Source organism: Microbacterium maritypicum, assembly GCF_041529975.1.
Lineage (GTDB): Bacteria > Actinomycetota > Actinomycetes > Actinomycetales > Microbacteriaceae > Microbacterium.
Genome location: NZ_CP168030.1, coordinates 317,664 through 335,889 on the forward strand (window position 1 = coordinate 317,664; position 18,226 = coordinate 335,889).

At 68.1% G+C, this 18,226-nt stretch carries 20 protein-coding genes; 13 read left to right on the top strand and 7 right to left on the bottom strand.

Translation table 11 applies throughout. From position 1 onward, the window contains the following. Positions 1–129: 129 nt before the first annotated feature. Positions 130–1,632 carry a SulP family inorganic anion transporter gene (locus ACCO44_RS01520; protein WP_372469434.1) on the bottom strand — a complete coding sequence of 501 codons (1,503 nt, stop codon included), beginning with the start codon at positions 1,630–1,632 and terminating at the stop codon, positions 130–132. Between the two features lie 139 nt (positions 1,633–1,771). Between ACCO44_RS01520 and ACCO44_RS01525 the strand changes: the two genes are divergently transcribed. The 4 genes from ACCO44_RS01525 to ACCO44_RS01540 all read left to right on the top strand — a co-directional run bounded on the left by ACCO44_RS01525 (position 1,772) and on the right by ACCO44_RS01540 (position 5,367). Next, entirely contained in the window at positions 1,772–3,355 is a 1,584-nt protein-coding gene (locus ACCO44_RS01525; RefSeq protein ID WP_372467989.1) for a hypothetical protein, read from the top strand. Positions 3,356–3,704: 349 nt separating this feature from the next. Continuing rightward, positions 3,705–4,220, top strand: a complete 516-nt coding sequence (locus ACCO44_RS01530; RefSeq protein WP_372467991.1) for a hypothetical protein — start codon at positions 3,705–3,707, stop codon at positions 4,218–4,220. A 121-nt stretch (positions 4,221–4,341) separates the two neighbouring features. Next, positions 4,342–4,848: a hypothetical protein gene (locus ACCO44_RS01535; RefSeq protein WP_372467992.1), complete on the top strand. Its 507-nt coding sequence runs from the start codon at positions 4,342–4,344 to the stop codon at positions 4,846–4,848. A gap of 105 nt (positions 4,849–4,953) precedes the next feature. After that, the gene (locus ACCO44_RS01540; protein WP_029263996.1) at positions 4,954–5,367 is read left to right on the top strand and encodes a hypothetical protein; all 414 of its coding nucleotides are present in this window, start codon (positions 4,954–4,956) and stop codon (positions 5,365–5,367) included. Between the two features lie 40 nt (positions 5,368–5,407). On the opposite strand, the gene ACCO44_RS01545 is transcribed toward ACCO44_RS01540, so the two are convergent. Continuing rightward, positions 5,408–6,649: an MFS transporter gene (locus ACCO44_RS01545; protein WP_372467993.1), complete on the bottom strand. Its 1,242-nt coding sequence runs from the start codon at positions 6,647–6,649 to the stop codon at positions 5,408–5,410. An 82-nt stretch (positions 6,650–6,731) separates the two neighbouring features. Between ACCO44_RS01545 and ACCO44_RS01550 the strand changes: the two genes are divergently transcribed. Beyond that, positions 6,732–7,034, top strand: a complete 303-nt coding sequence (locus ACCO44_RS01550) for a helix-turn-helix transcriptional regulator (RefSeq protein WP_167633722.1) — start codon at positions 6,732–6,734, stop codon at positions 7,032–7,034. A gap of 18 nt (positions 7,035–7,052) precedes the next feature. Here the strand turns inward: ACCO44_RS01550 and ACCO44_RS01555 are convergent, their stop codons facing one another. Further along, a complete protein-coding gene (locus ACCO44_RS01555) occupies positions 7,053–7,547 on the bottom strand; it encodes a MarR family winged helix-turn-helix transcriptional regulator (protein ID WP_372467994.1) in 495 nt (164 codons plus the stop codon). A gap of 89 nt (positions 7,548–7,636) precedes the next feature. On the opposite strand from ACCO44_RS01555, the gene ACCO44_RS01560 reads away from it, so the two are divergent. The 7 genes from ACCO44_RS01560 (at position 7,637) to panB (ending at position 14,427) form a co-directional block, all read left to right on the top strand. After that, positions 7,637–8,566 (top strand): NADP-dependent oxidoreductase, encoded by a 930-nt coding sequence (locus tag ACCO44_RS01560; RefSeq protein ID WP_372467996.1) that lies wholly within the window; start codon positions 7,637–7,639, stop codon positions 8,564–8,566. 477 nt (positions 8,567–9,043) lie between these two features. Next, on the top strand, positions 9,044–9,610 hold the full coding sequence (locus ACCO44_RS01565) for a TetR/AcrR family transcriptional regulator (RefSeq protein WP_372467998.1): 567 nt from the start codon (positions 9,044–9,046) through the stop codon (positions 9,608–9,610). A 109-nt stretch (positions 9,611–9,719) separates the two neighbouring features. Further along, on the top strand, positions 9,720–11,138 hold the full coding sequence (locus ACCO44_RS01570; RefSeq protein WP_372468000.1) for an MFS transporter: 1,419 nt from the start codon (positions 9,720–9,722) through the stop codon (positions 11,136–11,138). Between the two features lie 223 nt (positions 11,139–11,361). Beyond that, positions 11,362–12,246 carry a DUF2520 domain-containing protein gene (locus ACCO44_RS01575; protein WP_372468002.1) on the top strand — a complete coding sequence of 295 codons (885 nt, stop codon included), beginning with the start codon at positions 11,362–11,364 and terminating at the stop codon, positions 12,244–12,246. Then, a complete protein-coding gene (gene panC, locus ACCO44_RS01580) occupies positions 12,243–13,169 on the top strand; it encodes a pantoate--beta-alanine ligase (protein WP_372468003.1) in 927 nt (308 codons plus the stop codon). Before ACCO44_RS01575 ends, panC begins: the two co-directional genes overlap by 4 nt. Next, positions 13,169–13,561 carry an aspartate 1-decarboxylase gene (panD, locus tag ACCO44_RS01585; RefSeq protein ID WP_029264004.1) on the top strand — a complete coding sequence of 131 codons (393 nt, stop codon included), beginning with the start codon at positions 13,169–13,171 and terminating at the stop codon, positions 13,559–13,561. The genes panC and panD overlap by 1 nt, the downstream gene beginning before the upstream one ends. Continuing rightward, complete coding sequence (gene panB / locus ACCO44_RS01590) at positions 13,558–14,427, top strand: 3-methyl-2-oxobutanoate hydroxymethyltransferase (protein WP_372468005.1); 870 nt, start codon at positions 13,558–13,560, stop codon at positions 14,425–14,427. The genes panD and panB overlap by 4 nt, the downstream gene beginning before the upstream one ends. Before the next feature lie 109 nt (positions 14,428–14,536). On the opposite strand, the gene ACCO44_RS01595 is transcribed toward panB, so the two are convergent. From ACCO44_RS01595 to ACCO44_RS01610, 4 genes are all read right to left on the bottom strand, one after another. Then, a complete protein-coding gene (locus tag ACCO44_RS01595) occupies positions 14,537–14,749 on the bottom strand; it encodes a helix-turn-helix transcriptional regulator (RefSeq protein ID WP_029264006.1) in 213 nt (70 codons plus the stop codon). After that, positions 14,749–15,237, bottom strand: coding sequence for a DUF2975 domain-containing protein (locus ACCO44_RS01600; protein WP_372468008.1), 489 nt, complete (start codon positions 15,235–15,237; stop codon positions 14,749–14,751). Before ACCO44_RS01600 ends, ACCO44_RS01595 begins: the two co-directional genes overlap by 1 nt. A gap of 84 nt (positions 15,238–15,321) precedes the next feature. Next, positions 15,322–16,962, bottom strand: coding sequence for a glycosyltransferase family 2 protein (locus ACCO44_RS01605; protein WP_372468009.1), 1,641 nt, complete (start codon positions 16,960–16,962; stop codon positions 15,322–15,324). Positions 16,963–17,097: 135 nt separating this feature from the next. Beyond that, positions 17,098–17,376, bottom strand: coding sequence for a helix-turn-helix domain-containing protein (locus tag ACCO44_RS01610; protein ID WP_372469435.1), 279 nt, complete (start codon positions 17,374–17,376; stop codon positions 17,098–17,100). Positions 17,377–17,444: 68 nt separating this feature from the next. On the opposite strand from ACCO44_RS01610, the gene map reads away from it, so the two are divergent. After that, entirely contained in the window at positions 17,445–18,218 is a 774-nt protein-coding gene (gene map / locus ACCO44_RS01615; RefSeq protein ID WP_372468010.1) for a type I methionyl aminopeptidase, read from the top strand. Positions 18,219–18,226: the final 8 nt, after the last annotated feature.

Consider the following 18,226-nt stretch of genomic DNA (forward strand, 5'->3'; position numbering starts at 1 on the left):
CGGACGATCGTGCGGGTCAGACCGGTGATATCGGAAAACACGGCTGGCGCGATCCATCGTGGAGGGTGGCGGCGAGAGTAACGCAGTGTTTGGCGCCGTCCGAATGGGAATCTTCTGGTCGAGTCCTACCTACTCAAACCCACCCGTCAACCGCCCGCGCATCCGCGAGCTGCTCTCATTCATCCCGACGATCTCCACCGTCTTCCCCAACGCCTGATACTTCGTCTCGATCGCATCCAACGCGGCAACGGTCGATGCATCCCAGATATGCGACCCCGACAGATCCACAACGACCCGAGATGGATCGTCCGAGTACGAGAACAACGTCGTCAGGTCATTGCTCGACGCGAAGAACAGCTCCCCCTCCACGACGTACGTCACCACGTCGCCCGCCTCACCGAGAACCCGAGTCACCGACACGAAGTGCGCCACCCGCCGTACGAACAGCACCGACGCGACCAGCACCCCACCGACGACCCCGACCGCCAGGTTGTGGGTGAGCAACACCAACACAACCGTCGCCACCATCACGAACGTCTCGCTCTTCGGCATCCGCTTCAACGTCGACGGACGCACGCTGTGCCAGTCGAACGCCCCGATCGCGACCATGATCATCACGGCCACGAGGGCTGCCATCGGGATCGTCCCGACGAAGTCGCCGAACACGACCACCAGCAGGAACAGGAAGATCCCGGCGCAGAACGTCGAGATGCGGGTCCGCGCGCCGGAGGCCTTCACGTTGATCATGGTCTGACCGATCACGGCGCAGCCGCCCATGCCGCCGAAGATCCCCGACAGCACGTTCGAGACGCCCTGCCCCCACGCCTCACGACTCTTGCGCGAGTGGGTGTCGGTGATCTCGTCGACGAGCTTCGCGGTGAGCAGCGACTCCATCAGTCCGACCAGCGCGACCCCGAGCGCGAACGGAGCGATGATCGTGAACGTCTCCCAAGTGAGCGGAACGTTCGGGATGAACAGCTCCGGCAGGCTCTTCGGCAGCTCGCCCTGGTCGCCGACCGTGGGCACGGTGATGCCGAATGCGAGCACGACACCCGTCACGATGACGACCGACACGAGCGGCGCCGGCACGATCTTGGTGATCTTCGGCATCAGGATCATCACGACGATCCCGAGCGCGACCAGCGGATACACCAGCCACGGCACGTCGATCAGCTGCGGGAACTGCGAGCTGAACACGAAGATCGCCAGCGCGTTCACGAACCCGACCATGACGCTGCGGGGGATGAACCGCATCAGCTTCGCGACGCCGATCACCCCGAGGATCACCTGGAAGATGCCAGCGAGGATGACCGTCGCGATGAAATAGTCGAGCCCATACGTCGGCGCGACGGGTGCGATCACGAGTGCCACGGCCCCGGTCGCTGCGGTGACCATCGCCGGTCGCCCGCCGAGGAACGCGATCGACACCGCCATGATGAACGACGAGAACAGCCCCACCTTCGGGTCGACGCCCGCGATCACCGAGAACGCGATCGCCTCGGGGATCAGCGCGAGCCCCACGACGAGCCCGGCCAGCACCTCGCGGGTCAGCATCCGCGGATTCTTCAGCGCCTGAAGCACCGTGGGATTCGCCCGGTACCGGGCACGATCGTCGATCGTCGTTGCAGACATGGATGCTCCAGGGGAAGGCGCCTCGAGATGAGGCAGACGTTCCAGCGTAGAGCGGATGTCGTTGCGGTTCGATAAGGTCATCGAATCGGCCCAAGGATGACGACCGACGGCGGGTACCTCTGGAGTAGGGAGTCGTTGCATGAGCATTCTGTATCGCGCAGTCTGGTCTGATTCACCCTCGGATCAAGAGGCGATGCTCAGCGGGATCGCAGAGTGCGTCGCTCGATGGACGCAGGAGTCGACGGAGCCGCCCGCCCTGGCCGAGGGCTTGAGCGAGTTCGACGTCTCGCAGGGGCGGCATCGAGAGGTAGTTCTTCGCTCGCTAGGTGCCTCGGGGTTCGAGGTGGTCGTAACCGACCGTGTCTCCGGAGACCCAACGGATTGGGTTACCACTATCCGAGTCATCATCGACGGCTCCGAAGTTCACACGCTCGTCGAGCTCAGCATGTCGTCTGATGATCTCGCGCGTCGAGTGTCCGTAGGGCGCCCCAAGATCGTGCACGAGCTGCTTGCCACCGCGGAGAAACCTCGCCTCGGAGGCAGCGGTGTTGTGAGCGGCCCGCTGGCCCTGCCAGCCAACGGCGTCTCAATCCTGACCGATATGCTCGCGGACTCAGCGCGCACTCTGCCGATCATCGTCTGCGCTGAGCCCAGCGGCACTCACGACGATATGTGGTCGCGCGCTGCCGGCATGATCGCGGCTCGCGTTGAAGGTGTCGCAGTCTTGATTACGCTTGACCAGGACGCTTGCGCGGCTTTTAGAAGCGAGCTTGGATCCCTCGCAATCTGGGACGGGGGAGTCAGAATCTATGCACCGGGCGTGGTTGTGCGGGACTCGGACGGTTGGAGACACAGGTTCTATCTGCGGTCCCGCCTCGAGGAACACTTCGCGTCCACCGTCAACCGAATCGTCTTCTCAGTCGCACAACTCTCCACCCGCCGTCGCATCCCAGACGTCTTCAGTGTCTTCGGTGAGCAATCCGGTCAGACGACTGAGGTGCAGGATGGAATGATCCTCGCGAAGGAGTTGTTGGACGCCCGAGAACACTGGGAGTTCGATCTTGAACTCGCCCGGGACGAGCAGAGCGCGCTAGAAAGAGAACTTGCAAACGCGATCGGTCATCTCGCGCGGCTCAAGGAAGTTCTGATTTCCAATGGTTTGACGGATCTGTTGTGGGGAACACAGCATGAGGCCGCAGCGTCCGTGCCCGACGAGGTGCAGTACGTTTCGGAAGCAGCTTTAGCAGGTCAAATGTACTTGAGTGATTGGCTGACCATCCCAGACTCAGCGATTCGGGCACTTGAGGACATCGACACCGCCCCCGAGGCCTACAACTGGGGGAACAAGACTTGGCGGGGGCTCCGAGCGCTTGCTGCGTATGCCGAGGAGCGGGCGAACGGATGGGACAAAGGCGGGTTTTGGGAGTGGTGTGCATCAGGACCGCTCCTTGGATGGCCCGCCACTTCCAAGAAGCTGTCGATGACAGAGAGTGAGACCGTTCAGAACAGCGAAAAGCTGAGTAGGGCCCGGGTGCTGAAAGTTGACAAGGCGGTGCGCGATTCGGGCGAGATCACGATGCTCGCACATCTGAAGATCTCCGAAGGCGGAGGAAATCTGGCGCCTCGCGTGTACTTCTACGACGACACAAATGGGGCGACCAAGAAAGTACACATTGGGTTGATTGGCCCCCATTATCTGATGCCTAATAAGTCATCGAACTGACTCGGTCTGCGGCCCAGCTCGGCAAGCGGTCTCGGACTGCGGTGAGCGACAATCGGCTGCACAAACTGACCTCTCCTCGTTGAGGAGCCCGAGCCGCGCGGCCTATCGCTCGTGCAACCGGAACGCCCCGGAAGTCCATGACACCTGCGGCGACTGCGTGAGCGGTAGGCAGATCCCGGCTCACAACCGGCTGACTGGGACTGGCGGCCATCTTCTCTGCGCACGCTGTCGCCAGCGCCAGCGCCAGCGCCAGCGCCAGCGCCAGCGCTAGTCGCCTGTCGATCGCCGCCCTTCCTTCCCGCGGACTCCTCCGACATGATGAAGAGGACCGACCTCGAAGGAGTCCTCCGTGTCACTCACACCGCCCCCGGCCCCGCAGGCCGACACCGCCGTCACCGGGCTGCCCGGCGCCGTGGTGATCGCGGGCATCCGCAAGATGCTCATCTGGACCGTCGTCGCCGGAGTCGTGTACTCGGTCTTCATGAGCGGCAGCAAGGGCATCTGCCCGGGCGGCATCGACGCCAACGGTGGGTTCATCGACGCCGACGGCCGGTCGGTCGACCAGGCTCCGCTCTGCGTCACGTTGTCGCTCCACCCCAGCGTGTTCGTCTACGTCGGCATCGCACTGATCGTCCTGATCGCGCTCGGCCGCGTCACCAAGGCAGTCGACGCGCGCGCGGCCTTGCGGACGATGGAACGCGCGATCCAAGGAGCCGGACTGCTCGTCGCCATCGCGCTCGTCGTGTCGCACGTGTGGTTCCAGCTGACCCCGCTCGAGCAGTTCTCCTCCGACTCGTGGTCTTACTTCAGTCCGTTCCCGCTCGGGGTCATCGACATCTCGACCAACCCGATGACAGGGCCCTGACGGCGGCATCCAGCACCTCGTGGCCTGTCCACCCGACGGCCGGACGAGTACACCGGTATTCCCTGGAGAGGCATCCGCCCGTCTCCGTTCCGTCGCCGGAAGCTGTCCATACAGTGACGGCATGCAGCTCGGATCCGTCGCAGACGTCGTCACCGCACTCACCGCCATCGGAGCCCTCATCGCCGCCGTCTTCGGCGCGAAGAATGCAGCCCGTCTGTTCGGCATCGAAGCGAAGCGGGACGCCGCCGCGGCAGCGCGCGAGGTGCAATCGCAGGCGAGCAAGGTGTTCGCATGGGTGGCGACCCGGATCAGTAAACGAGAGTTCTACGGGGTCGTCATCGTGAACTCCTCCGAGCAGGCGATTTACGACGTGGTCGTCCGGGTGACGGGCGCCGACGAGGGGGAGCGGACTCCGGTGCGGCTCACGATTCTGCCGCCCGGTGCCTACTACCTCGAGGAGAGTCCGCAGGCCTATGGCTGGACGTTCGCCTCACGATTGCGCTCGTTCGACGAGGAGATCCGCCCGGTGACGAAGTCGAGGAAGCGCCGCGTCGTCGGGATGTCGTTCCGCGACAGTTCGAACGTCGCGTGGGTTCGCGACACCGAGGGACTGCTCGCCCGCGCATAGCGGGAGAGCGATCAACCCGGGTTGATCGTGCGAATACGCTATCCCGATAGGACGGCACCCGCTACTGTCAGCGTTAGGGGTACGCGCACTGGGCTGGGGAGTTCCATGTCGATTTCGAAGAAGTTGTTTGCGGTGTTCGCGATGCTCGGGGCGTCGCTGGTGATGGTGGGCTGCTCGGCGGATGGGAATCCACGTTTCGGGGGATTCGAGGAGGACGCCCAGCCAGGCTACGAACAGCTCGTCGAAGACCAGCGCTACGGAGGCTCGGAAGAGCCCAGCCAGTCAGAGGTAGACCAGGCTGCTGAGGAGTCCTATGAGCAGGTTCGAGAAGAGCTAGGGCTGGACGCTTGGTCCTGCACGATCTCGGTCACCTATAACGATGACTGGCACGACGACGTCCTCTGCCGAAACGGTTCTGCAGTCGACCGCCCGTACCTGCGTGAGTGGGACAGCTTCGTCGAGGAGTGGGAGATTCTTGAATCCGCTGCCGAGTATGAAGCGGAGCTCAACGCCCGGTGACGGGAGCCAATCGATCACCTCGGGTTGACCGCCATCTCACCTACCGCCCCGCCCGCACCCGCAGCCGGAACGCGACCCCCGCCAGCGCGATCACCACGACCCCGTATCCGACGCACACGGCCTCAAGCCCGACCACACCGACCAGCGCTCCGGCGATCACGGCCGGCACCCCGAACGCCAGGTACGCCAGCAGGTAGATCACGGCGAAGGTGTCGGCGCGCTGCGTCGCCGGGATCCGCGGGGCGAGCGAGGCGACCACTCCCGAGAACGCGGTGCCGAAGCCCATTCCGGTGACCGCGGCCGCGACGAGGTAGAACGGCAGCGACCCGACGCCCAGCGCGATCAGTGACAGCAGAGTCCCGACCGCGAGCGCCGACGTGCCGAACAGCACCATCGACCGCGCCGCGATCTTCCGCAGCACGAACGCCGTCACGGCGCCGACCCCGGCGAGCAGCACGACCCCGAGCCCCTGCCACACATGCGCCTCGCCGCCGAGCTCGCCCCGCACGATGTTCGCGCCCAGTGACAGGAACAGTCCACCCGTCGCCCAGCCGGCGATCACGGCCGGAGCCCCGCGCCAGAAGTCCGCGCGGATCGCCGGCGGGATCGACAGCCGGAAGCTCAGCGACGCCCACACCCCCGGCTTGCGCGGAGCCGTCTCGGGCACGAGGAAGAACAGCGCCGCGAGCAGGATATACGCCGAGCTCAGCGGCGCGAACACGTCGAGCAGTGCCTCCCCGCTGACGTCGAGCACCACGGCCGATACGAGTGCTCCGAGTGCGAGTCCGATCCCCGGGCTCAGCGCGTTCCACAGCGCCGCGACCCCCGCGCGCCCACCCGGTGCGAAGTCGAGCACCGTCGCCGACAGCGCCGAGATCAACAGACCGCTCGCAACGCCCTGCAGGATGCGCGCGAAGAACAGCGTCGCGACGGCATCCGCGTGCCAGAACAGGAACATGCTCCCCGCCAACAGCAGGAACCCCGCGATCGCGACGGGTCGACGGCCGACGTGGTCCGAGAGCGACCCGGCGGTGAGGAGGGTCAGCAGCAGCGCCACCGCGTACACCGCGAACACGGCGCTGATCACGATCGCCTCGAACCCGATGTCCTGCGCGAGCACCGGGTAGAACGGCGACGGCGCACTCGCCCCGACCATCATCAGGATCTGCGCCACGATCGCGAGCCCGAACCCGAACCGTGCGCGGGGGACGGCCCCGGGCGCTTCGTCTCGCTTCGCTCGCTCAGCGACCGACGGGCGGACGATCGGCTCGGTGCTGGTCATGGCGACTCCTCTTATGGTTCGAGAATCATCGAACTATCGGAGCGTACTCGCCATCCGTCGATTGTTCAACTATTCTCGAACCATGCCTGGCGATCTTCCGCACCCGGAGCGCTCCGAGATCCAACTCACCGACGTGCTCTTCGCGCTCAGCGACCCCGAGCGCCTCGCCATCACGCGCCAGCTCGCCGACGGTCCCCTCGACATGGCCGCCTGCCACTCCACCGACCCGAACCTCCCGAAGTCGACCAAGTCGCACTTCATGAAGGTGCTGCGCGAAGCCGGCATCATCCGCAACGAGCCCAACGGCCGCCGACGGATGCTGACGCTGCGCCGCGACGACCTCGACGCGCTCTTCCCCGGGCTGCTGGACTCCGTGCTGCGCTGAGAGGCGAGATCCGTCGGCTCAGCTCTTCTTCCGGCTCCCCGCTGACCGCGGCGGGTTCGCCCGCAGATGCGCACTGACCTGCGTGAGCACGCGCTCGAGGCCTTCGATATCGTCGGCCGTGAGTGAGTCGAACAGCAGGTCCTTGACCGTCGCGATGTGACCCGGGAAGACCGTCGCGAGCACGCCGCGCCCGTCGTCGGTGATCGTGGCGATCGTGCTCCGCTCGTCTTCCGGTGAGGGAGCGCGCGTGACCAGACCGCGCTGCTCGAGCAGCTGCACCTGATAGGTCAGTCCGCTCCGGCTGTAGACCACCCCGTCGGCGAGGTCGGTCATGCGCTGGCTACCGCCCGGAGCGTCTCCGAGCCGCGCGAGCAGCTGGAACTGCACGTAGCTGAGCTGCCCGGCATCCTTCAACTGCTTCTCGACCGAGTGCCGCAGCAGACTGCTCACCTCGGTGAACGCGAAGTATGCCGAGAGCTCTTTCGGCGAGAGCTGGGGAGGAGAGGGGCTCATCTGTCCAGTATACGTGTTGCTTCGAATTCGAAGCAGTGCTACGGTCGCCTTATGCTTCGAATTCGAAGCATCCGATGAGAGGAAACATCATGAAGGCAGTACGGTTCCACGAAGTGGGCGGCCCCGAAGTCCTGCAGTACGGCGAGGTCGAGCAGCCGAACCCCGGCGCCGGTCAGGTGCGGCTGCGCGTCGCCGCCTCGGCATTCAGTGCGGCGGACAACGGCATGCGGGCGGGCTTCCTACCGATCCCGCTGACGCTGCCGCACATTCCCGGCTACGACGTCTCCGGAACGGTGGATGCCGTCGGCGAGGGTGTCACGGGCTTCGCGATCGGCGACCCCGTGATCGGCTTCCTGCCGATGGGCGAAGACGGCGGCGCGGCGGAGTACGCGATCGCGCCGGCGGATGCCCTGGTGTCGGCCCCGACGAGTGTTCCGCTCGCCGACGCCGCCGCATTCCCTTCGGTCGCGCTCGCCGCACGGCAGGCACTCTTCGACGACGGCGACCTGCAGGCGGACCAGCGGGTGCTCATCGTCGGCGCCGGGGGAGTCGTCGGGAAGTACGCGATCGCCCTGGCCGCCCGAGCGGGAGCGCACGTCATCGCGACCGCGAGCCCGCGGAGCGCGGACGCGGTGCGAGCCGCCGGTGCGCACGAGATCATCGACCACACCGTCACGTCGGTGCTCGATGCGGTCTCCGAGCCGGTCGACATGCTCCTCAACCTCGCCCCGATCGAGCCGGAGGAGTTCACCAACCTGGTGGCACTGGTTCGAGATGGAGGCGTCGTCGTGAGCACGACCGCCTGGATGCCGGCGCCCGACGACGTCGACCGCAACGTGCGCTCGGTCGTCGTGTTCGTCCGCAGCGACTCTGCACGACTGGCGGAGCTCGTCGGGCTCGTCGACTCGAGTGAGCTGCACCTCGAGGTCACGCGGCGCATCCCGTTGGTCGAGCTTCCGGCTCTGCACGCCGAGGCGGCTGCCGGGCCGGTCGCCGGCAAGGTCATCGTCGTGCCGTGATGTCGGGGTGGGGGTCTGGTGCGGATGTCGGGTCTGGTACGGATGTCGGGAGGATGCACGGATGTCGGATCTGGTGCGGATGTCGGGAGGATGCGCGGCTGTCGGATGACACGCCGTGCATCGGTCCGACAGGTGTGCATCGGTCCGACAGGTGTGTGGGAGCAGGCCGCAGCGACGGGGTCGGGCTGGACGGGGGTCGGGCTGGACGGGGGTCGGGCTGGGCAGGGCGGAGTCGGGGGTCGGGTCTGGTGCGGATGTCGGGAGGATGCACGGATGTCGGATGACACGCCGTGCATCGGTCCGACAGGTGTGCATCGGTCCGACAGGTGTGTGGCGGACGAGGCGGGCACGGCGGCGACCGCCCTCCTGGCGGCATCCGGCCCCCCGTGTTCCGTGCCCGACTTCCCCGGGGCCGTACACGCCGAACTTCCTGCTCCCCCTTGCGACTCTCGGCAGAGTGAGTGTACAGTCACTCATATGTCCAGCGCCCGCAGTTCCATCCTCTCCACGGCCGACGCTCGCCGGCCTGTCGTGGCCGCGGCGGCTCTGGCGGCGTTCGCGCGCAGCGGCTATCACGGCACGACCGTCGCCGACGTGGCGCGCGAGGCCAAGATCTCCCCGGCCTACGTCTTCAAGCTGTACTCCGGCAAGGAGGCGCTGTTCGTCGTGGCGCTCGAGGCGTGCTTCGACGCGATCGTCTCCGCCCTCGAAGAAGGGGCGGATGCTGCCGCCGACACCTCACCCGAAGGCGTGCTCGACGCGATGGGCGACGCCTACGCGCACCTCATCTCCGACCGGAAGCTGCTGATGCTGCAGGTGCACGCGCAGTCGGTCGCCGAGATCCCCGCGATCGGGGAGGCGCTGCGCGCAGGGCTCGAACGTGTCACGACGTTCGCGAAGACCCGCTCGCGGGCGAGCGACGACGACGTGCAGCGCTTCATCGCCTACGGGCAGCTGTGCCACTTGATCGTCACCACGCAGCTCGACGGACGTCCGGGGGACTGGGTCGCCCTGTTGACCAAGGGGATCACACACCCCGACTGATCCACCCCGGGGCGTCAGCCCTTCTTCATGCCCGCAAGAGTGAGTGAGTAGTCACTCATCCAACCGACCTCGAAACAGCACGGACAAGAAACCAGAACAGGAGCACGTCATGACCACCCTCACCTCCCTCCCGACGCTCGCCGCACCGCGCAGCACGCGCCGCTGGCTCGCCCTCAGCATCCTCGCGCTCGCGCAGTTCCTCGTGGTGCTCGACGCCTCGATCGTGAACATCGCCCTCCCCGTCCTCGGCCGGCAGCTCGGCATGGACACCGCCGCCCTCGCCTGGGTCATCACCGCCTATGTGCTCGCGTTCGGCGGACTGCTCCTCCTCGGCGGACGCCTCGCCGACCGCTACGGACACCGCCGCGTGTTCCTGATCGGAACGGCCGGATTCGTGGCGGCATCCGCCCTCGCCGGGCTCTCGGTGTCGAGCGAGATGCTCCTCGCCGCCCGCGCCCTGCAGGGCGTCTCGGCTGCGCTCCTCGCCCCCGCCGCCCTCGCGCTGCTGACCCAGCTGTTCCCGGACGACGCCGAGCGCACCAAGGCGCTGGGTGTGTGGGGAGCCGTCGCCGGCATCGGATCGGCCGCGGGGGTACTGCTCGGCGGAGTGCTCACGGCGACCCTCGGCTGGCAGTCGGTGTTCTTCGTGAACGTGCCGGTCGGTGCGCTCGTGCTCATCGCCATCCCGCTGCTCATCACCCGTGACGGCATCCGAACCCCCGGGCGCCTGGATGCCGCCGGCGCCGTGACCGTCACCGCCGCACTGGTCGCCCTCGTCGGCGCTCTCAGCGCAGTCGAGCAGGTCGGCTTCGTGCACCCGCTCCCGCTGGGCCTGCTCGCCCTCGCGCTGATCCTCGGCGTCGCCTTCGTGGCGATCGAGCGCCGCGCTGCCGAGCCCCTCGTCCCGCTCCGCGTGTTCCGCAACCGCAACCTCGCCCTCGGCAACATCGTCATGCTGCTCGGCGGCGCCACCATGGTCGCGCTCTTCTTCGCCCTCTCGGTGTACATGCAGGCCGTGCTCGGATACGACGCCCTCACCGCAGGCCTCACGCAGCTGCCCCTCGCCGGCGTGCTCGTGATCGTCGCCGGCGGTGTGCCCGCCGTGATCGCCCGCGTCGGCACGCGGCCGGTGCTGATCGGGGCGCTGCTCGTCCTGGCCGCGGGGCTCCTCTGGCTCGCCGCATCCCCGGCGGATGCCGCGTTCCTCACGCACCTGCTCGGCCCCACCCTCCTGATCGGGATCGGACTCGGCGGCGGGGTCGTCGCGACCACGCAGCTCGCGGTCGACGGCGTCGGAGGGGCAGAGGCCGGACTCGCCGGCGGACTCGTCAACACCAGCCAGCAGATCGGCGGCGCGATCGGACTGGCTGTGCTCGGCACGGTCGCCGGTCTGCGCACGGCAGCGCTGTCGGCAGAGGGGGCGTCGTCTGCCGAGGCGCTCACCGGCGGATTCTCCTGGCTGTTCCTCGCGGCGGCAGGGCTCGCGGTCATCGGGGCCGGGATCGTCGCGGTCTGGCGTCGCGACTGAGGCCGCTGAGGAACGGGTCCGCGGAGTGCGTCTTACGATGCGCTGCGCGGGCCCACCCGTATTGGCGCGAGAGCGATGTGCCACGTCGTAGCGGCAGATCATCCCGAGAATGACAAGTAAACACCGCAATCGAATTGTCATTCTGCTCCCAGATTTGGAGCGGATGCCGCGATGGGCGGATACTTCTGGCATCCGGACCGCCCCATTGGGCCGGAGAATCGACATGCAGACCCCCACCACCCTCGCGCCAGGAACGACCATCGCCATCGTCGGCGCCGGTCGTCTCGGACGCGTGCTCGCGCGCTCCCTGCGCAGGGCGGGGTTCGACGTCCTCGGCCCCCTCCGCCGCGATCAGTCGATGCCGAACGCCGACATCGCCCTGCTCTGCGTTCCGGACTCCGCCATCCCGGCCGTCGCGTTCGTCGCTCGACCGCACGTGCGGCTCGTCGGTCACGTCTCGGGTGCCACCTCGCTCGACGACGTCGACTTCAGCCTCCACCCCCTGCAGACCTTCACCGGAGCAGAGACGCCCGACGTGTTCCACGGCATCGGCGCCGCAGTCGACGGCCGCACCGACGACGCCCGCGCGGTCGCCGAACAGCTGGCCCGCGCGCTCGGGGCGCGGCCGTTCGCCGTTGCCGACGCCGACCGCCCGGCTTATCACGCGGCCGCCTCGTTCGCCTCGAACTTCGTGCTCACGGTGCTCGATGCGGCGGAGCAGCTCGCCGCGGCCGCCGGCATCCTCTCGGGCGAAGCTCGCGAACTCTTCGCCCCGCTCGTCCGGCAGACGGTCGAGAACTGGACGGATGCCGGCGCGCAGGAAGCCCTCACCGGACCGATCGCCCGCGGCGACGGGGAGACGGTCGCCCGGCAGAGGTCGGCCGCCGGAGAGCTCGACCTTCAGGAACTGTTCGACGCCCTCGCCGCCGCGACTCAGGCGATCGCCTCTCGCGCCGACGACCCGGTACGGATGTCGGGAGGAAGTACGGATGCAGGGAGAAACGCCGCCGATCCGCCCGACATCCGTCCCTTCTCCCGACAGGTGACCGGTGAGCCGAAGGAGCTGTCCGGCGAAGCGACCGCCGCCCCGAAGGAGCCTTCCGCATGAGAGTCCTCCGCGCGATCCCCGAGGTGCGCGCGGCCGTCCGCGAGGCTCGGCTCGAGAACCGCACGGTCGGCCTCGTCCCCACGATGGGCGCGTTCCACGACGGACACCTCTCCCTCATGCGGGCCGCGCGCGCGGCATCCGACCTCGTCGTCGTCTCGCTCTTCGTCAACCCGACCCAGTTCGGCGCGAACGAAGATCTCAGCTCCTACCCGCGCGATGAGGCCCGCGACGCCGCGCTCGCCGAGGCCGAGGGCGTCGACATCCTCTTCGCTCCCGCCGCATCCGAGATCTACCCCGACGGGTTCGCGACGAACATCCACGTCGCCGGCCTCACCGACGTGCTCGACGGCGCGAGCCGCGGAGCGCACCACTTCGACGGCGTCGCCACGGTCGTCACGAAGCTGTTCGGGATCGTCCGGCCGGATGCCGCGTACTTCGGGCAGAAGGATGCGCAGCAGGTGCTCGTCGTCCGCCGCGTCGTGCGCGATCTCGACCTCGACGTGCGGATCGTCGCGTGCCCGATCGTGCGAGAGGCCGACGGACTCGCCATGAGCTCGCGCAATGTCTACCTCGACGACGCCGCGCGGCTGCAGGCGACCGCGCTGAACCGGGCGCTGGATGCGGCGGCCGCGGCGTTCGCGGCGGGGGAGCGCGAGGGCTCTTCGCTCGTGGCCGCAGCCCATCATGTGCTCGATGCCGCCGGAATCTCGCCGGAGTATCTGGAGCTCCGCGATGCTGAGACCCTGCAGCCGGTCGTCCGCGTCGAGCGGGACGCGCTGCTCGCGGTCGCCGCGCATGTGGGGGCCGCCCGGCTGATCGACAACCATGTGCTGTCCGCCCCCGATTCGGATGCCGCCGACCCGGATGCCGCTGATCCGGGTGCCGTCGGACCGCAGGCCACCGAACCGAAGGGCGACGCCTGATGCGACGCACGATGCTGAAGTCGAAGATCCACCGCGCGACCGTCACCGCCAGCGATCTGCACTACGTGGGCTCGATCACGATCGACCCCCTCCTGCTCGAGGCCGCCGACATCCTTCCGCACGAGCAGGTGCAGGTCGTCGACGTCGATAATGGCGCTCGCTTCGAGACGTACACGCTGACCGGTGAGCGCGGATCAGGCGTCATCCAGGTCAACGGGGCTGCGGCCCGCCTCGTGCACACGGGCGACACGATCATCGTCATCTCCTACGCCGACTACTCGCGTGAAGACCTCGAGAGCTACGAGCCGGTGGTGGTGCACGTCGACCGGGACAACGCGATCATCCAGGTCGATGGCGCCGTCGACCGACTGTTGACGGAGGCTCGCGCATGAATGCCCACGCCGCCCCGCGCAAGCGCGTCACGCTCGCCTCGCTGGCTGCCAAGAAGGATGCCGGCGAGCCGATCGTCATGGTCACCGCCTACGACCACCCGAGTGCGCAGATCGTCGAGGCTGCCGGCGTCGACATCGTGCTCGTGGGGGATTCCGCCGCGATGACCGTGCTCGGCTACGACAGCACCGTGCCGGTCACGGTCGACGAGATGCTGATGCTGACGAAGGCCGTGCGCCGCGGGCTGACCGTTCCGCTGCTGGTCGGCGACCTGCCGTTCGGGTCATACGAGGCCTCGGACGAGCTCGCGATCGCCACCGCGCAGCGCTTCATCAAGGAAGCCGGCTGCGACCTGGTGAAGATCGAGCGCGGCGGCACGACCGTCGATCGGGCGCGGGCTCTCGTGCAGGCGGGTATCCCGGTGGTCGGACACGTCGGGCTCACTCCGCAGACGGCCACGGCGCTCGGCGGCTACCGCGCACAGGGCCGCACGGCCGAGGCGGCGCTCGCCGTGATCGACGACGCCCTCGCCCTGCAGGCGGCGGGGTGCTCGATGCTCGTGGTCGAGGCGGTGCCGTCGGAGGTCACCGCCGCACTCGTGCCTCTGCTCGACATCCCCGTGATCGGGATCGGAGCCGGAGCGGATGCCGACGGGCAGGTGCTCGTGTTCCATGACCTGCTCGGGCTCTACGGCGGCGGCGCGGCCAAGTTCGTCAAGCGCTACGCGGAGTTGCGGGCGGCCGCGGTCGCGGGTGTCGAGGCCTATGCGACGGAGGTGCGCGGCGGCTCGTATCCCGCGGTCGAGCACGGGTACGGGATGCCGGAGGGGGAAGCGGCGCGGCTGGGGGAGCTGCTCGCGGGGCGCTGACGGCCGAAACGGAGACGCTCACGGCATCCGACGGCGTGTCGGTCCGCGGCGCGCCGCGTGTAGCGCGATGCGTCTCCGTTTTCGCTCAACGCCACCGATGCGAAGTGCGTCAACCCGCGTCGGGCTCCCAGCGCAGCAGATCGCCTGGCTGGCACTCCAGGACCGCGCAGAGCGCGTCCAGCGTCGTGAAGCGCACCGCCTTCGCGCGGCCGTTCTTCAAGACGGCGAGGTTGGTCGGCGTGATGCCGATCCGCTCAGCCAGTTCGCCGACGCTCATCTTGCGCCGCGCCATCATCACATCGATGTCGACCACGACCGGCATCAGATCACCTCGTCGTCGAGCTCGGCGCGCAGCGCTCGCGCCTCGACCTCACGGTCGATCGCCTGCCGCAGCAGCGCCTTCATGACGACGACGAGCAGCGCCATCCCGGCGAGCACGACCCCGGCCCCACCGATCAACGCCACGACGCCCGGCGCCATCGAACCCGGCGCCAGCAGGGCGGCCAGCACCCAGGTCAGCAGGGCCGCCACGAGGATCGCCCCGATGATCACGTTCACGTACCGGAACGATGACTCGGAGAAGATCGACCCGCGTCGCACCTTCGTCAGCAGCATCCACACGCACACCCCGAACACCTGCAGCGTGCCGACGCCCAGCACCACGATCGACACCAGCGCGATCCGACCCCACAGCTCCTCGTTCGCCAGGTCGAGCCACAGCAGCGGCACGATAAGCACCTGCACCGCCAGTGACCCCAGCAGTGCAACCGCGATCACGACGCGCAATATGACGATCGTCGTCTTCCCCATGGCCGCCCCCTTTCATCGAAGAACAACAGGAATCTATCGTTATTCGTTCGATCGGGCAAGTGGATGGGGCGAGCGGGGGAGCCGTCAGTGCCGCCGGACGAGACGGCGGATGCGGCGAACCGTCCGCCCCGCAGCATCCTTGAAGCTTCCGCCCGGCCACTCCCGATGCAACTCCACCGCGCCGCCGTCACCCACCGTGAGCGTGCACGTGCGCCCGGCCAGGATCGGCGAGCGACCGGCGCGGGCGAGCACCGCGGGATCGGCTTCGAGGGGCACGTCGAACGCCCATCCCGCCCGGCGAACCTTGACGCTGAGGGGGCCGCCTCGGGAATCGTCCGTCCGGTCGAACGAGCGCACGGGATCGATCGAGAGGGCGACCTTCGAGAGATCGCGGGGTCGACGGCCGGACAGGATGCGCTCCGTGCCCGACTCGTCGCGGAGCAGGACGTCGACGCGATCGTTGCGCAACTCGCGATCCGCGACCAGGAGGTTGGTCGGCAGCCCCTCGAGCGACGACAGCGGCAACGAGGTCAGCCGGGTCGATTTCTTGACGCGCGACGGATCCCCGCCGGAAGTCTTCGCGCCGGAGGGGGTCTCCAGCTCCACCGTTTCGAAGACCAGCGCATCCTTCCCGTCGTGCGTGATGTCGACGCGAAGGGTGAGGTGCAGCCCGCCGCCCCGCGACCAGCGCGCGGCGGTCACGGTGGCGCGGCACTGTACGCCCGACTCGAACTCCGCCAGGCGCAGCAGATCGTCGCGGCGATCGGCACGCAGCAGCGCCGCGCGGATCCGGTGCGCGACCCCGAGGCCGGCATCCACGCCCGGCCCGAACCGTCGCTGCGTCAGCGGGACCACGACATCCAGCAGACGGTCGCGATACTCCTCCGGATACTTGACCATGCGCGGCCCGGCGATGCGCTTCAGGATCTTGCCGCGGAACCAATGCCGCAGGAGTCGGTCGCGCAGTCGTCCCGGCTCGGTGTGCGCCTCGACGATGTCGAGCACGGTCTCCAAGTGCGGGAAGTAGCTCTCCGGCTCGATCCGGGCGGAGCTCGCGCTGCCCGGCTGCTTCACCCACGCGTAGCAGGGCTCACTCGCGAGGATCGAGATCGTCGACGCGGCGAAGTACGCCTGCATGACGAACAGGTGATCCTCCAGGCGCACGCGCCCCTCCGGGAAGCGGATGCCGTTCGCCCGCAGGAACGCCGTGCGGAACATCTTGTGCGGCGTGAGCATCTCGAGCAGGGGATCCGTGCCGAGGACCGCCCGGGCGATGTCGCGGCGGAAGATGCGACTCGGCAGCGGGCGGCCGATCCCCACCTCCTTGCCGACGACGACGTCGGACGCGTTCGCATCCGCGTAGTCGCACAGCTTCTCGAGAGCCCCGTCGAACAGGTAGTCGTCCTGATCGACGAACTGCACGTACTTCCCTCGGGCGGCGTCGACACCGTGGTTGCGCGGCATGCCCGGCCATCCGGAGTGCTCCAGCGACAGCACCCGCACGTTCGGACGCGTGCGCGCGATGGCGGCCAGGCTTTCACCGGTCGGCTCTCCCGAGCCGTCGTCGCACAGCAGCACCTCGAACGCGGCGGGGTCGAGGGTCTGACGATCGAGCGATGCGATGAGGTCATCGAACGATGCGCCCGGCCGGAACACCGGAACCACCACGCTCACGCGGATGCTGTGCCCGCTGCTGCTGCTCTCCGGCTGAATGCTCTGCGACAAAACGTCTCCCCCACGTCGACTGTTCCTCGAGCTAAACACGCCTTCCTGTGGGGGTCACCAGGCTTGCGTTTCGGCCGGGCGTGTGCAGAAGTTCGCACGGCGCGCAGGCAGAGCGGGGCGAGAGACTCCTCGAATTCAGGAGGCGATGCGTCGTGCCGTGGTCTCGGCCGTGCGGGAACCGACCTCGTCCCACACCGCATCCAGCGAGATCTCGAGCACGTCGGCGATCGCCGCGATCGTCGAGAAGGCGGGGGTGGCCACGCGGCCGGACTCGATCTTGCGCAGGGTCTCGGGGGAGATGCCGGCGTCCAGTGCGACGCTCAGCATCGACCGTTCCCCCCGCGCGCGCCGCAGCAGGGCGCCGAGGCGCTCGCCGCGCTCGACCTCGGCGGGGGTGAGCGGCATCCGGACCATCATGATGCCCATACTAATACCGGGATAGTATTACCGGGATAGTTATTGGTCACGACGGAAGAGGACCCATGATCGAGATCCTGAACGCCGACGAGCTCGCGCGGGCACGGGCGACCGGCGCGCTCGTCGGCGACATCCTGCAGGCGTTGAAAGCCCGCGCCGCGGTCGGTGTGAATCTGCTCGACCTCGACCGGTGGGCGAAGCGGCTGATCGAGGATGCCGGTGCCGAATCCTGCTACGTCGACTACGCCCCCTCGTTCGGCAGCGGCCCGTTCGGCCACTACCTGTGCACGGCCGTGAACGACGCCGTGCTGCACGGCATGCCCCACGACTACGCCCTTCGGCCGGGAGACCTGCTCACGCTCGACCTGGCCGTGACCCTGCGCGGCATCTCGGCCGACGCGGCCATCAGCTTCGTGGTCGGCGGCACCCCGGCGGTGGAAGACCTCGCGATGATCGAGGCGACCGAGCGGGCGCTCGCCGCGGGCATCGCCGCCGCTCGACCCGGGGCCCGCATCGGTGACCTTTCGCACGCGATCGGCACAGTCCTGCACGACGCCGGCTACCCGATCAACCTCGAATTCGGCGGCCACGGCATCGGCTCGACCATGCACCAGGATCCGCACATCGCGAACGACGGGCGGCCGGGCCGCGGCTACACGCTGCCCCCCGGACTCCTGCTCGCGCTCGAGCCCTGGGTCATGGCCGACACCGACGTGCTGCGCACCGACGACGACGGCTGGACTCTGCGGAGCGCGACCGGATGCCGCACCGCGCACACCGAGCACACGATCGCGATCACCGCGGACGGGGCCGAGATCCTGACGCGGCCGAGATCCTGACCCTGCCG